The organism is Pseudomonas sp. FW305-96, assembly GCF_058783825.1.
On sequence record NZ_JBYSYW010000027.1, the window covers coordinates 43,456 to 58,804 of the forward strand.

A 15,349-nucleotide genomic window follows, 5' to 3' on the forward strand; every position below is an offset into this window, starting at 1 on the left:
GGCGGGGAGCGGTTTCTAGAATCGCCCAACTTTTTCGCCCGGATAACCGTCCCAGCCGATGTCTTCCCGTAGCCGCAGAACCTCTCACTCGGTCGCCCTGACGCGACTGGCCCAGATCAGTGCACTGGCGCTGGCCGCCACCCTGGTCGGCTGCCAGAGCACCCGTCAGCTCGACGAAGCCGACAGCGTTCGCGCGCACAACTACCAGGCGCGGATCAAGCACAAGCCGGCGCCGCTGGTGGTCAAGCCCAAGGAGCAGGCACCGCCGCAGGACGTCTGGGAGCGCATGCGCCAGGGCTTTGCCCTGCAGGACGGCATGGACGTCAACCCGCGCATCGAACAGCAGCGCCTGTGGTTCGCCAGCAACCCGTCGTTCCTCGAGAACGCCGGCGAGCGCGGCAGCCTCTACCTGCACTACATCGTCGAGCGCCTCGAAGAACGCGACATGCCGCTGGAGCTGGCCCTGCTGCCGGCCATCGAGAGCGCCTACAACCCGATGGCCTACTCCCGCGCGCACGCCGCCGGCATGTGGCAGTTCATCCCGTCCACCGGGCGCCACTTCAACCTGCGCCAGACCAACTTCTACGATGGCCGTCGCGACGTCACCGCCTCGACCAACGCCGCGCTGGACTACCTGAACCGCCTGCACGACATGTTCAACGGCGACTGGCTGCTGGCCCTGGCGGCCTACAACGCCGGTGAAGGCACGGTCAGCCGCGCCATCGAGCGCAACGAGCGCCTGGGCCTGCCGACCGACTACTGGAACCTGCCGCTGCCGCAGGAAACCCGCGACTACGTGCCCAAGCTGCTGGCCCTGTCGCAGGTGGTCAACACCCCGGCCGCCTACGGGGTCAACCTGAACCCGATCGCCAACGAGCCGTACTTCGAAGCCGTCGCCATCAACGACCGCCTCGACCTGTCCCGCGTGGCCGCCTTCGCCGACATCGACGAAGACGAACTGATCCAGCTCAACCCTGCCTTCAAGAAGCGCATGACCGTGGACGGCCCACAACAACTGCTGGTGCCGACCGCCAAGGCGCAACTGCTCAGCGACCGCATGTCCAACCTCAAGCCCGAGGAACTGGTCAGCTTGCAACCGAACAAGGCCGTGTTCCAGGCCGCCCTGGCCGAGGCCAAGGCACCCGCGGCGCGCAGCTACCGGGTCAAGCGTGGCGACAACCTGGGCAGCATCGCCAAGGCCAACCGGGTGTCGGTCAAGCAATTGCAAAGCTGGAACCGCATCCGCGGCAACAGCCTCAAGGTCGGCCAGGTCCTGGCCCTGCGTGGCGGCAGCGCGCCGAGCGCGGCAGCCAACCGCGTGGCCGACTCCAAGCAACGCTCCACCCAGTACAAGGTGCGTAAGGGCGACTCGTACTACCTGGTGGCCAAGCGCTTCAACGTCGAGATGAAGCACCTCAAGCGCTGGAACCCACGTACCGGGCATGCGCTCAAGCCAGGCCAGACCCTGACCGTCTACCTCGCGCGCTGATACCTCGATAGCGGGGCCAGCCCCCTCCCACGCCAGTCACGATCGGCGTGGGAGGGGGGCTGCCCCCACGATGCTTTGAAGGCTGAAGCAAAGCCCCGCGCCCTACCCTTTTTCCATTCCAGACAAGCTGTTACTGTACCCCGAACCAAGCCCAACGCCCTCTGGATCGGATGCCGACTTGATACGTCCCCTCCTGCTGTCACTCAGCCTGGCCTTGAGCTTCCCCGCCGTCGCGATGGTGAGCGAAAGCCACGGATACGCGCAGTTCGGCACGCTCAAGTACCCGGCCAGCTTTACCCACTTTGACTGGGTCAACCCGCAAGCCCCCAAAGGCGGCACGTTGCGGGCTATGGCCTTCGGCACCTTCGACACGCTCAACCCTTACACCTTCAAGGGCTCGAGCCCGGTCACTACGCCCAACTTCCTGCAGTACGGCATCAGCGAGCTGAACGAGCCGCTGATGGTCGGCACCGGCATGTACGACCCGTCCGGCGACGAACCCACCTCCAGCTACGGCCTGATCGCCCGCTCGGTCGAGTACAGCGAGGACCGCAGCTGGGTGGTGTTCAACCTGCGCCCCGAGGCGCGCTTCCACGATGGCGTGCCGATCACCGCGCAGGACGTGGCGTTTTCCTACCGCACGCTGCTTAAGGACGGCCACCCGATCTACCGCACCAACCTGCAGGAAGTGGCCCGGGTCGATATCCTCGGCCCGCTGCGCATCCGCTTCGTGTTCAAGCGCGCTGGCAACCCGCTGCTGATCCTGCGCCTGGGTGAGATGCCGGTGCTGCCCAAGCACTACTGGGCCAAGCGCGACTTCAAGGCCACCACCTTCGAACCACCACTGGGTAGCGGCCCGTACCGCATCACCGAGGTGCAGCCGGGCCGGCGCCTGGTGTTCGAACGGGTGAAGAACTACTGGGGCAAGGACCTGGCGGTTAACCGCGGCAAATACAACTTCAAGCGCGTCGAATACGAGTTCTACCGCGACGCCACCGTGGCCTTCGAAGCGTTCAAGGCCGGTGAATTCGACATCTACATCGAGCACCAGGCGAAGAACTGGGCCAACGGCTACAACTTCCCCGCCGTACGCCGTGGCGAGGTGATCAAGGCGCAGATCCCGCACAAGATCCCCACGCAAACCCAAGGCCTGTTCATGAACAGTCGCCGCGCCGCGTTCAGCGACCCACGGGTGCGCCAGGCGCTAGGCCTGATGCTCGACTTCGAGTGGACCAACCGCGCCCTGTTCAGCAGCGCCTACCGCCGCTCGACCAGCTATTACCCGAACAGCGACTTCACCGCCAGCGGCCTGCCCACCGGCAAGGAATGGCTGCTGCTCAAGCCATTCCGCGACCAGTTGCCGGACAAGCTGTTCACCGAGCCCTACCAGGTCAGCCACACCGACGGCAGCGGCATCAGCCGCCCCGCCCTGCGCCAGGCCCTGGCCCTGTTCGCCCAGGCCGGCTGGAAGCTCAACGGCCAGCGCCTGGTCGACAGCAAAGGCCAACCGTTCAGGCTGGAGCTGCTGCTGGTGAACCCCAACCTCGAACGTATCCTGCAACCTTATGTCGAAAATCTGGCCAGCATCGGCATCGATGCGCGCTTGCGCACCGTGGACCGCGCCCAGTACAAACAACGGCTCGACCAGTTCGATTTCGACATGATCCTGATGACCCTGAACCAGACCCTGAGCCCGGGCCTCGAGCAGTGGCTGTATTTCCACTCAAGCCAGGCCGCCACCAAGGGCAGCAAGAACTATGCTGGCGTGAAGGACCCGGTGGTCGATCACCTGCTCGACACCTTGCTCGCCGCCCGCAGCCGCGATGACCAGATCGCCACCGCGCGCGCCCTGGACCGCGTGCTCTCATGGCAGTACTACATGATCCCCAACTGGTACCTCGACAATCACCGCCTGGCCTACCGCAACCGGTTCGCCTTCGTCACCACGCCGCCCTACACCCTCGGGCTGAACAGCTGGTGGATCAAGAAGACTTCGGAGAAAGCCAAATGACGCCGACCCTGCGCCGCCTGGCCGCCAGCCTGCTGCTGGCCTGCCTCACGCTCCCGGCCGTGGCCGCCCCGCAACACGCCCTGACCCTGTACGACGAGGCGCCGAAATACCCGGCCAGCTTCAAGCACTTCGAGTACGTCAACCCCGACGCACCGAAGGGCGGCACCTTCCGCCAGTCCAGCTTCGGCGGCTTCGACAGCCTCAACCCGTTCATCAACAAGGGCGTGCCCGCCGACAACGTCGGCGCCATCTACGACACGCTGATGCGCCAGAGCCTGGACGAGCCCTTCACCGAGTATGGCCTGGTGGCCGGCAAGATCGAAAAGGCCCCCGACAACAGCTGGGTGCGCTTCTACCTGCGCCCCGAAGCACGCTTCCACGACGGCCACCCGATGCGCGCCGAAGACGTGGTATTCACCTTCAATGCCCTGATCAAGGACGGCGCGCCGCTGTACCGCCAGTACTACGCCGACGTCGCCGAAGTGGTCGCCGAAGCGCCGCTCACGGTGCTGTTCAAGTTCAAGCACAACAACAACCGCGAGCTGCCGCTGATTCTCGGCCAGTTGCCGGTGCTGCCCAAGCACTGGTACCAAGGCCGCGACTTCGACCGCGGCAACCTGGAGATCCCGCTCGGCAGCGGCCCGTACAAGGTCGCCGAGGTGAAGGCCGGCCGCTCGATCCGTTACGAGCGGGTCAAGGACTACTGGGCCAAGGACCTGCCGATCAACCGCGGCTTCTACAATTTCGACGTGATGACCTTCGACTCCTACCGCGACAACACCGTCGCCCTCGAAGCCCTCAAGGCCGGCCAGTTCGACTATGGCCTAGAGGTGAGTGCGAAGAACTGGGCCACCGCCTACGACGTGCCCGCCGTGCGCGACGGCCGGCTGATCAAGGAAGAACTGCCCAACGGCAACCCCGTCGGCATGCAGGGCTTCATCTTCAACCTGCGCAAGCCGATGTTTCAGGACATCCGCGTGCGCCACGCCATCAGCCTGCTGCTGGACTTCGAATGGACCAACAAGCAGCTGTTCAATGGCGCCTACACCCGCACTGGCAGCTACTTCGAGAACTCCGAAATGGCCGCCAGCGGCCTGCCCAGCCCCGCCGAGCTGAAGATCCTCGAGCCGCTGCGCGGCAAGGTGCCGGCCGAAGTATTCAACGGCGCCTTTCACAACCCGGTCACCGACGGCAGCGGCATGATCCGCGACCAGCAGCGCCAGGCCTACAAGCTGCTGCAGGAGGCCGGCTGGAAGGTCGTCGACGACAAGATGGTCGATAAAGACGGCAAGCCGATGACCATCGAGTTCCTTCTGGCCCAGACCCAGTTCGAGCGCGTGCTGCTGCCGTTCAAGCGCAACCTCGCGGACCTTGGCATCAACCTCGAGATCCGCCGCGTGGACGTGTCGCAGTACATCACCCGCCTGCGCTCGCGTGACTACGACATGATCGTCGGCGGCTTCGCACAATCCAACTCGCCCGGCAACGAGCAGCGCGAGTACTGGAACAGCGCCGCCGCCGACAACCCCGGCAGCCGCAATTTCATCGGCCTGCGCGACCCTGCCATCGACCAGCTGGTGGAGCAGTTGATCAATGCCGACTCCCGGCAGAGCCTGATCGAGCACTGCCGCGCCCTGGACCGTGTACTGCAATGGGGTTACTACGTGATCCCCAACTGGCACATCAAGACCTGGCGCGTGGCCTACTGGAACCATATCGGCCACCCCGCCGTATCGCCCAAGTACGACATCGGTATCGACACCTGGTGGATCAAGCCCGACGTCACGCCCGCGGTAAGCGAAGCCACCGTTCCGGATGAGGCCAACTGACATGCTGGCTTATATCCTGCGGCGCCTGCTGCTGATCATCCCCACCCTGTTCGGCATCCTCATCATCAACTTCATCATCGTCCAGGCCGCTCCCGGCGGCCCGGTGGAGCAGATGATCGCCAAGCTCGAAGGCTTCGACGGCGCCACCAGCCGCATCGCCGGCGGCGGCGCCGAAGTCTCGGTGGCCGGCTCCAACTACCGTGGCGCGCAAGGCCTGGACCCGGCGCTGATCGCCGAGATCGAGCGCATGTACGGCTTCGACAAATCCGCGCCCGAGCGGCTGTGGATCATGGTCAAGAACTATGCCCAGCTGGACTTCGGCAACAGCTTCTTCCGCGACGCCAAGGTCATCGACCTGATCGCCGAGAAGATGCCCGTGTCCATTTCCCTCGGGCTATGGAGCACGCTGATCATGTACCTGGTGTCGATCCCGCTGGGGATCGCCAAGGCCGTGCGCCACGGCAGCCACTTCGACGTCTGGACCAGCTCGGCGATCATCGTCGGCTACGCCATTCCGGCGTTCCTGTTCGCCATCCTGCTGATCGTGCTGTTCGCCGGCGGCAGCTATTTCGACTGGTTCCCGCTACGCGGGCTCACCTCCAACAACTTCGACGAGCTGAGCACCACCGGCAAGGTGCTCGACTACTTCTGGCACCTGGTGCTGCCGATCACCGCGCTGGTGATCGGCAACTTCGCCACCATGACCCTGCTGACCAAGAACAGCTTCCTCGACGAGATCAACAAGCAGTACGTGGTCACCGCCAAGGCCAAGGGCCTGAGCCGCACCCGCGTGCTCTACGGCCATGTGTTCCGCAACGCCATGCTGCTGGTGATCGCCGGCTTCCCCTCGGCGTTCATCGGTATCTTCTTCACAGGGTCGCTGCTGATCGAGGTGATCTTCAGCCTCGACGGCCTGGGCCTGATGAGTTTCGAAGCGGCGATCAACCGCGACTACCCGGTGGTGTTCGGCACCTTGTTCATCTTCACCCTGCTCGGTCTGGTGGTGAAGCTGATCGGCGACCTCACCTACACCCTGGTCGATCCGCGCATCGACTTCGCCAGCCGGGAGCACTGACATGGCCCTCTCCCCCCTCAATCGCCGGCGCTTCGAGCGCTTCAAGGCCAACCGCCGCGGCTGGTGGTCGCTGTGGATCTTCCTGGTGCTGTTCGTGCTCAGCCTGGGCGCCGAGTTCATCGCCAACGACAAGCCCATCGCCGTGCGCTACGACGGCGAATGGTACTTCCCGGCCTTCAAGCGCTACCCGGAGACCACCTTCGGCGGCGAGTTCCCGCTGGAGGCCAACTACAAGAGCCCGTATATCCGCGAGTTGCTGGCCAAGAAAGACGCCTTCGTGCTGTGGGCGCCGATCCCCTACAGCTACCAGAGCATCAACTACGACCTGAAAGTGCCTGCCCCCGCGCCGCCCTCCACCGACAACCTGCTGGGCACCGACGACCAGGGCCGCGATGTGCTGGCCCGGGTGATCTACGGCTTCCGCATCTCGGTGCTGTTCGCCCTGACGCTGACCATCGCCAGCTCGATCATCGGCGTGATCGCCGGCGCCCTGCAGGGCTTCTATGGCGGCTGGGTGGACCTCGCCGGCCAGCGCTTCCTGGAGATCTGGTCCGGCCTGCCGGTGCTGTACCTGCTGATCATCCTCGCCAGTTTCGTGCAGCCCAACTTCTGGTGGTTGCTGGGCATCATGCTGCTGTTCTCGTGGATGAGCCTGGTGGACGTGGTGCGCGCCGAGTTCCTGCGCGGGCGCAACCTGGAATACGTGCGCGCCGCCCGCGCCCTGGGCATGCGCAACGGCGCGATCATGTACCGGCATATCCTGCCCAACGCGATGATCTCGACCATGACCTTCATGCCGTTCATCCTCACTGGCGCCATCGGCACCCTCACCGCCCTGGACTTCCTCGGCTTCGGCCTGCCCGCCGGCTCCCCCTCGCTGGGCGAGCTGGTGGCCCAGGGCAAGTCCAACCTGCAAGCCCCGTGGCTGGGCATCAGCGCCTTCGCCGTGCTGGCGGTGATGCTGAGCCTGCTGGTATTCATCGGCGAATCCGCCCGCGACGCCTTCGACCCGAGGAAATGACATGAGCCAAGACACCCTGATCGAAGTCCGCGACCTGGCGGTGGAGTTCGTCACTGGCGAGCAGGTCAACCGCGTGGTCGACGGCATCAGCTTCGACATCCGCAAGGGCGAGACCCTGGCCCTGGTCGGCGAAAGCGGCTCGGGCAAGTCGGTGACCGCCCACTCGATCCTGCGCCTGCTGCCCTACCCGCTGGCGCGGCATCCTTCTGGCACCATCCATTACGAAGGCAAGGACCTGCTGCACCTGGGCGAAAAGCCCATGCAGCGCATTCGCGGCAATCGCATCGCGATGATCTTCCAGGAGCCGATGACCTCGCTGAATCCGCTGCACAGCATCGAGAAGCAGATCAACGAGATCCTCTTGCTGCACAAGGGCCTCACCGGCAAGGCCGCCACGGCCCGCACCCTGGAGCTGCTGGAGCTGGTCGGCATTCCCGAGCCGCAGAAGCGCCTGAAAGCCTTGCCCCATGAGCTGTCCGGTGGCCAGCGCCAGCGGGTGATGATCGCCATGGCCCTGGCCAACGAACCCGAACTGCTGATCGCCGACGAGCCCACCACGGCGCTCGACGTGACCGTGCAGTTGAAGATCCTCGACCTGCTCAAGTCGTTGCAGGCGCGCCTCGGCATGGCCCTGCTGCTGATCAGCCACGACCTCAATCTGGTGCGCCGCATCGCCCACCGCGTGTGCGTGATGCAGTGCGGCAAGATCGTCGAGCAGGCCGATTGCGCCACGCTGTTCAGCAGGCCGCAGCATCCGTATACGCAGATGCTGATCAACGCCGAGCCCAGCGGGGCACCGGCGGCGAATGCCGAAGGCGCGCCGTTGCTGGAGGTAAAGGACTTGAAGGTGTGGTTCCCGATCAAGAAGGGGCTGCTGCGCCGTACCGTGGACCATGTGAAGGCCGTGGACGGGGTGAACTTCAGCCTGCCCCAGGGGCAGACGCTGGGCATCGTTGGCGAGAGTGGCTCGGGCAAGTCCACCTTGGGGCTGGCCATCTTGCGGTTGATTTCCAGCCAGGGTGGGATTCGTTTCCATGGGCAGAATCTTGAGGGGCTGAACCAGAAGGAAGTGCGGCCGCTGCGGCGGGAGATGCAGGTGGTGTTCCAGGACCCCTTTGGCAGCCTGAGCCCGCGCATGTGCGTGGCGGATATCGTTGGCGAGGGGTTACGGATTCACAAGATCGGCACGCCGGCTGAGCAGGAAGCGGCGATTATCGCGGCGTTGGAGGAAGTGGGGCTGGATCCGCGGACGCGGCATCGGTATCCCCATGAGTTTTCCGGCGGGCAGCGGCAGCGGATTGCGATTGCGCGGGCGTTGGTGTTGAAGCCGGCGCTGATTCTGCTGGATGAGCCGACCTCGGCGCTGGATCGGACGGTGCAGCGGCAGGTGGTTGAGCTGCTGCGGAATTTGCAGGTTAAGTACAACCTGACTTATCTGTTCATCAGTCATGACCTGGCGGTGGTCAAGGCGTTGAGTCATCAGTTGATGGTGATCAAGCATGGGCAAGTGGTGGAACAGGGTGAGGCGGGGGCTATATTTCATGAGCCGCAGCATGGGTATACAAGGCAGTTGTTGGAGGCGGCGTTTCTAGCAATGTCTTGAGACGGAGGGGCCATTTTTTTGGCGCCGGACCCGCTGCCGTGATTACTGTCGACCCACCGAAGCATCCACGCACATAGAAAATTCCACCTCCCTGATCAACTCACTGCAAGCTTTACACACCGGGTGAACGCCAAGAAGGGCTAGCAGTGAGCTAAAGCGTACATAGCGCAGACGCATTCGTAAGATGCTTTCAACTGAGATTAAACGATGGAGAAAAATGTTGGGGCTAAGCTCCCTCACACAATGTATCCTAGAAGCAAACTATTCAACACGTCAATCACACGATTTAACATGATAGAGAAAAACTATCAAAGGGTTTCAGTTTGAATAACTTTGTGGGGCTGGCTCGCACTAAGCATCTCGGCGCTTTCTATACACCTCAATCAATTGCCGAAGTGTTGGCCCGCTGGGGAGTCCGATCTGCTAGTGATGTAATTTTAGAGCCAAGCGCTGGTTCTGGAGCCCTTATAAAAGCCGTAATGCAAAGGGCTGGTGAAATATTTACCGAACCACGCCTAAGTGTCTATGCCTTTGACATAGACCCATATGCTATAGAATCCATATGCCAATTAGATTATCGCGATATAAACGTGAAGCTGGGTGATTTCCTAACTCAGCCAGCATCTACTCAAAAGAAAGTCGACTTCATCATCGCAAACCCCCCATTTATTAGAAACCACTCTTTAGAAAAAGATGTCAGAGCAAAAATTCGAAGTGAGTTTAACGCACCTCCTAGCGCAGGAATCTGGGCTTCATTTATCATCCACTCCTTAAGTTTTCTTAAGCCAGGGGGGAGGATGGCATACATTGTTCCTCGCTCAGTATTTTTTACTAACCACGGTAAAAAAATCCTGAACTGGATTTGCTCCAAATTTTCAAATGTTGGGGTCTATTCATTTACGGAACGACCTAAATGGAGCACCCATGCAGATGAAAGTGGTGCAGTGATATTCGCCGAAGGCTTTGGAGCTGGGAATTCAGATGCCTATATAACGGGCTTCATAAGCGATGATGGAATACCAACCGCTCGCAAAGAGCGACACTCAGATGAGTTTACGAGAATTTCTGCACACTGCATGCAACTTGGCGACCTAGCGAAAGTATCCATAGGCGCTGTTACTGGAAGGAATAAGCTTTTCCTTTTCTCACAAGAAGAAATAAAAACCTCAGGAATTGACCATAGCAATTTCATACCAACCCTTTCTCGAGCACGCCATGCAATTGGCACAAAAGTAACTCGAAACGATTTAATGTTACTCGCAAAGAGCGGCGAGAAAACGTGGCTTCTCCACCCAAAAACCTTGACACCAGAAATAATCGCACACTTCGACAGTGTCTCTTCAGAGGAATTAAAATCGGTTTCTTGGTTTAGAAAAAGAGATCCTTGGTGGCGAGTGCAGGTAGATGACGGGTACGATGGCGTGTTAACTTATATGAATGACGCCACACCCCGAATAGCCATATTGGAAAAGGGGGTTATTTGCACCAACACCCTTCATCGTCTACGTTTCAAAGAAGGGATAACAGAAAGCTTAAAACTATCCACAACCCTGTCGATACTATCAACCTTCGGACAAGTCGCCGCAGAAAAAATCGGCAGATCATACGGCGGAGGAGTATTAAAGTTTGAAATATCAGAAGCACGCTCACTACCAGTGCTATGCAACCGAATAGAATTCAACATCGCAATCTATCAAGAAATAGATCGCTTAATGCGAAAGAACCAGAAGGAACAGGCGCGAAATTTAATAGATAAATTTTTCATGCCTAAAATCTTTGGAACAAAATGGATTAGAGCACAAAGGGAACTCAACGACGAACTCCAAACACTTCGTCAATTGCGCCTCAAAAACAGCTCCCAGGGATAAAAATGGCTGAAGAATATATTTTTCACGCAGACGCAGCAATCATCAACAGGCTTGGCAGAGAGCTTGTTGCCAAGCAAGAGACAGCACTAATTGAGCTTATTAAAAACTGTTACGACGCTGACGCGACCAATGTAAAAGTTATTTTTGATTTAAATATCGATGGTGCCTCTCTAGAAATACGGGATGATGGAGAGGGTATGTCTCAAGAAGAGATAGTAGGTGGTTTTCTGCGGTTAGCGAGTGACCTGAAAGTAAAATCACCTCTTTCGAAAAAATATAAGCGTCAGCGCGCAGGCAGAAAAGGTATTGGCCGATTCTCGACTCAACGATTAGGCGAAAAGCTCATCCTTTCCACGAGAAAACTTGGCGCAAAGACAGGATATGTCCTTACCGTAGACTGGGCAAAGTTTTTACCAGGCATATCTCTTGACCAAGTCCCTGTGACACTAGAAGAGAAAGCGCTCGACACTATTGGCACTGTAGTACGAATAGAAGGACTTAGTGATGATTGGTCAGAGTCGCAGATTCGGAGATGCTGGCGAGGTGTTTTAGCACTACAGCAACCCTTTCCGGTAGCACCTGTTGTTCAGCTGAAGAGGACCAATGAAGAAATAGACCCAGGTTTTCATGTTGAATTCTTGCGCGGACACGACCTATATAACGATGAAGCCGTCGTAGTAAACATAGAGACAGAGATCCTCAATTATCTACCCGCGACAGTTGAGCTGAAAGTAGACAACAACGGCCATGCATTCTGGAAGCTATCCAAAAATATTTTTGGAGAAACTTTTGATTGGCGTCCGATCCACCATAAAAGCCCCGAATCTGATAATCCACCCGCATATACTTACCTAAAGAATACTTGGATGAAGAGTCATTACGTGATTCTTGAAGCAAGTCTACTTCCAAGCTTAGTCTTTACCCGAATCAGAGATGAGCTGAGTCAATACGGGGGCGTACGGTTATACCGTAATGGATTCCGGGTAGTACCATATGGTGAACCCGACAATGATTGGCTGAGGCTTGACGAATTATATACAAGGCGTTCGTACTTATTCCCTATCGCTAACCGAAATTTCTTTGGCGTAACTGAAGTACGCGACGTAAATGGAGAAATGTTCGAGGAGCACACTTCGCGAGAGGGCCTAATTGAGAACCCTGCCTTCTCAGAGCTCAAAGAGCTTTTATCTTCAGTATTAGTAACCACTGCTCGAAAAATCGCCGAAGATCGTGGAAAAAAAATTAGAGCCGGTGACAAACCAGTATTAAAAAAAATTCAAGATAATGAGTTTTTAACTGTCGAAAAAGCAATCAGAAGTGCGCATAGCATTGTAGAAAAAATCTCCAAAGAGTCGCCTTCCCCAACCCTTCAGAAAGCCGCCATTGAAACAGCCAACGCGGTATCAAATCTTGAAGCAGTCAGAGAAAGCATAGTTACTGCACAAGAGCAAATGGCTGACGAAGCCGCCATGCTGCGCTTCTTGGCAACCCTAGGAATGACCACTGCGGAGTTCAGCCACGAGACTGGCATGACGTTCGATGCATTCCGATTAGACTTCAAGCGTGTCTTTGAAGTTGCAATAAACTCCGAATCCAATAGCTCTTTTTTGGAACAGGCATCAAGAGCGCAGGCCATGCTTGCAAGATTGGACACATTGACCTCCTATCTAAATGCCTTGGCTTCAGCAAGATCAGCTCGGGGTATGGCACCTTTAAGCTTGAGCAAAGCTGTAGAAGACTTCTCAAAGGGAATTATGCTTCAAGCAAGCTCGATGAGTGTAAGTTTCAAGACAAAGGTACCACCATACGATGGTTTGTTCACTGCTCCAATGCATGAGGCAGAGCTGGCCTCAATGCTTTTGAATTTCTACACCAACGCAGTGAAGGCTCTCAAACGCTCTGAAAACTCTAGAGAAATATTTATCGAAGCTGGACGAGTAGACGAAGAAAGCAGCAAAGTCTACCTTAAATTCTCAGATAGCGGTGACGGTATTCCTGCTGAGCACAGAGATAAGGTTTTCGATGCGTTTTTCACTACAAGACTGTCCCCGGCTGGCGGTGCTATGGATGCCGAGCACGCTCGCGGTACAGGCTTAGGGCTTTGGATCGTACGGCAGATTGTCGAGAATACAGGTGGAACAGTCGAAGTAATTGATCCACCAGAAGGCTATTCGACTTGCATTGAAGTAATACTACCAGGAGAAACCGATGAATAATAAAGAAAATTGGTATCTGGTAGACGACCTCGCCGAGGAAGGCGTCGCCTTCGCCAGCAACCTTTCATTGACTGGCGAGGTGCAAATAGAATATTTGACACCACCGCAAGCAAGAGAGTTACTTTTAAGTGGAAGCTGTAATCCGTTAGGTATCTTGCTTGATGTCGACCTCACGGCTCAGGCCGGAGAGTTGGGAACAGGACCAGGAATAGCCCAAGACCTGAGAGTCAAACAGAAAGCTGGATTAGTACCCGAATTTCCTATCGTACGCTTTGCGGCAGAACCGAAAGTAAGAAACCTGATTTGGGGCGATCCAAGTAGTGACGATCTGTTTGATCTAAAAATCCAAAAGCACGAAATGAAAAACCCCCAGTGGATAGTTCAGCGACTGCTAGCTATCCGAGAGATTTACGAGCAGCTCATACAATACGATTCCCTCCCGATGTTAATACCTAACATATTGGGCTCTGATGAAAACACATTATCTCGCTGGGCACACCCTGCGTTTCTTGATCGGATAGCCTCAGCTATTTCCCCTCACGTGGCCGCCAACTCATTTATTCGGAGCTTTATTTTACCCACAGGGCTTTTAATTGACGAGAAAGTTCTTTCCTATCGCCTAGGTATTGACATTGAATCATCTGGAAGCTCTTGGGCCGAGCTTGTTAATACGTTTTCATTCAATTACAAAGGCGCTGGCGGTGGCCATTTCAAAAGATGGTGGGCAAGAGGACTAGAAGATTGGTGGTACGCCACCATCAGTAATCGCAACGCACTGATCAGCCTTACTTCAGCACAAAGAGTCGAAGCCTTATCTACTAAACTTAATATAGAGGGTATAAAATCTTTAACTCTACCCGAAGGGAGCCCTGGAGAAAAGCCGTGGCGGGCCTGCGCCCTCAATCTGGAGGAGAGTGGAGCTTATGTCCCTATTGATGCAGACAATGGTGTAAAAGTCACTCTCGGAGTCGACATGCCGACTTGGGTTGACCCATTATTTGCGTCACTAAAATCTGCAGTACAGAACTCGGCTGATCGCCGAATCAGTAAAAAGGACATAGAAAGACTTAAAAGGAAGTTCTCATAAATGGAGTGGGATGACTTTATAGGCGATATCGAAAGCCTTGCAGAAGAACTCTATAAAATCCCTGAAACCGAAAGAACCGCCAGCGCTCTCTACGGTTTCACACACTACTTCCGAATCTCATGGGAAAATCATAGAACCATTAGCACAGAGGGCAATGGAATATTAATTCCACCCCCACGAAAAAAGGCACTATTCCCAAGACTAAGTAGTGCCGAGGAAGCTGAAATCAACTTCCTATTTACATTAGGAGAGGACTTCAAGAACACCTCCATTCCAAAGCGCTCGGACTTCCAAGTCAAAGTCGATGGTTTTCTTGATTTAGGCCACAGCATTGTCCAACTACAAGATCATTGGCGTGTAGACAGCCACGATTTTGATGGAGCCAATCACGAGAACAATGTTGATGCCGATAAAATAGATGAGCCGGACAGCTCTGACCCTATAGAGCCCCACCCTTACATTCACTTCCAAAGAGGAGGGCATGCACAAGATTCCTATGCATCTCACGCTCACTTCATTCCCGGCGATGCACTCCCAGCAAAGCAAGATGATTGCTGGGTAGGTCTGATGCAAGCTCCTGGCCCGCGCATTCCCTTTTTGCCACACTGCCCCATATTAGCAATCGACTATGTTATTGGACAACATGACGGATTGGTTTGGTCCAGACTTAGAAGTCTTCCAGGCTATCGGCTCATCATACAAAAATCTCAAGCTCGCCTTTGGACTCCTTTTTTTGAAGCCCTAAACCGGCAAGATATTAGAGAGCGCTGGATCGGACCTGTTTTCATTTAACAACTAAACTCAGTTGAAAATACATCTCACCTTTACTAATGAAGGGCAGTGGCGGGAGCTGCCTATTCGGGCTTTTGCTCGTTGCAACAAACGCAAATCTACCGTTTAAATCAATCTCACCGGCTAGTTGACCGATTCTTGTTTAAAAATCAGATTTACCCCATTTTTTGTAGTCCATTTCCCAAACATACTGCATCTGCTAGTTTTTCGTTGCGATCGCTCTGCCACCGCTCTAGTCTCGGCAGGTCGCTGCAAATCAGCGATCGGCTTTGACAGGCTGCGACGCGACACCTGCACTGCTTGCCCTCTATGGCAGCTGTGCATGGGGCACGCTTGCGTGCGCCGGTTTTTGTGTCCG

10 protein-coding genes are annotated in these 15,349 nt (G+C 56.7%); all 10 read left to right on the top strand.

What is annotated here, in order from left to right:
- Positions 1-58: 58 nt before the first annotated feature.
- The 10 genes from AC3WL2_RS18915 to AC3WL2_RS18960 all read left to right on the top strand — a co-directional run bounded on the left by AC3WL2_RS18915 (position 59) and on the right by AC3WL2_RS18960 (position 14,991).
- Positions 59-1,489: a lytic transglycosylase domain-containing protein gene (locus AC3WL2_RS18915; RefSeq protein ID WP_102683694.1), complete on the top strand. Its 1,431-nt coding sequence runs from the start codon at positions 59-61 to the stop codon at positions 1,487-1,489.
- Between the two features lie 178 nt (positions 1,490-1,667).
- Entirely contained in the window at positions 1,668-3,500 is a 1,833-nt protein-coding gene (locus tag AC3WL2_RS18920) for an extracellular solute-binding protein (protein WP_207238354.1), read from the top strand.
- Positions 3,497-5,329, top strand: a complete 1,833-nt coding sequence (locus AC3WL2_RS18925; RefSeq protein ID WP_102683695.1) for an extracellular solute-binding protein — start codon at positions 3,497-3,499, stop codon at positions 5,327-5,329. The genes AC3WL2_RS18920 and AC3WL2_RS18925 overlap by 4 nt, the downstream gene beginning before the upstream one ends.
- 1 nt (position 5,330) lies before the next feature.
- A complete protein-coding gene (locus tag AC3WL2_RS18930; RefSeq protein ID WP_038706480.1) occupies positions 5,331-6,404 on the top strand; it encodes a microcin C ABC transporter permease YejB in 1,074 nt (357 codons plus the stop codon).
- 1 nt (position 6,405) lies between these two features.
- The gene (locus AC3WL2_RS18935; protein WP_102683696.1) at positions 6,406-7,425 is read left to right on the top strand and encodes an ABC transporter permease; all 1,020 of its coding nucleotides are present in this window, start codon (positions 6,406-6,408) and stop codon (positions 7,423-7,425) included.
- 1 nt (position 7,426) lies between these two features.
- Complete coding sequence (locus AC3WL2_RS18940; RefSeq protein WP_102683697.1) at positions 7,427-9,028, top strand: ABC transporter ATP-binding protein; 1,602 nt, start codon at positions 7,427-7,429, stop codon at positions 9,026-9,028.
- A gap of 323 nt (positions 9,029-9,351) precedes the next feature.
- Entirely contained in the window at positions 9,352-10,896 is a 1,545-nt protein-coding gene (locus AC3WL2_RS18945) for an N-6 DNA methylase (protein WP_102683698.1), read from the top strand.
- 2 nt (positions 10,897-10,898) lie between these two features.
- Positions 10,899-13,112 (top strand): sensor histidine kinase, encoded by a 2,214-nt coding sequence (locus AC3WL2_RS18950; protein WP_102683699.1) that lies wholly within the window; start codon positions 10,899-10,901, stop codon positions 13,110-13,112.
- A complete protein-coding gene (locus AC3WL2_RS18955; RefSeq protein ID WP_146022610.1) occupies positions 13,105-14,199 on the top strand; it encodes a hypothetical protein in 1,095 nt (364 codons plus the stop codon). The genes AC3WL2_RS18950 and AC3WL2_RS18955 overlap by 8 nt, the downstream gene beginning before the upstream one ends.
- Positions 14,200-14,991, top strand: coding sequence for a hypothetical protein (locus tag AC3WL2_RS18960; RefSeq protein ID WP_146022609.1), 792 nt, complete (start codon positions 14,200-14,202; stop codon positions 14,989-14,991). It begins immediately after the preceding gene.
- The last annotated feature ends 358 nt before the right edge of the window (positions 14,992-15,349 follow it).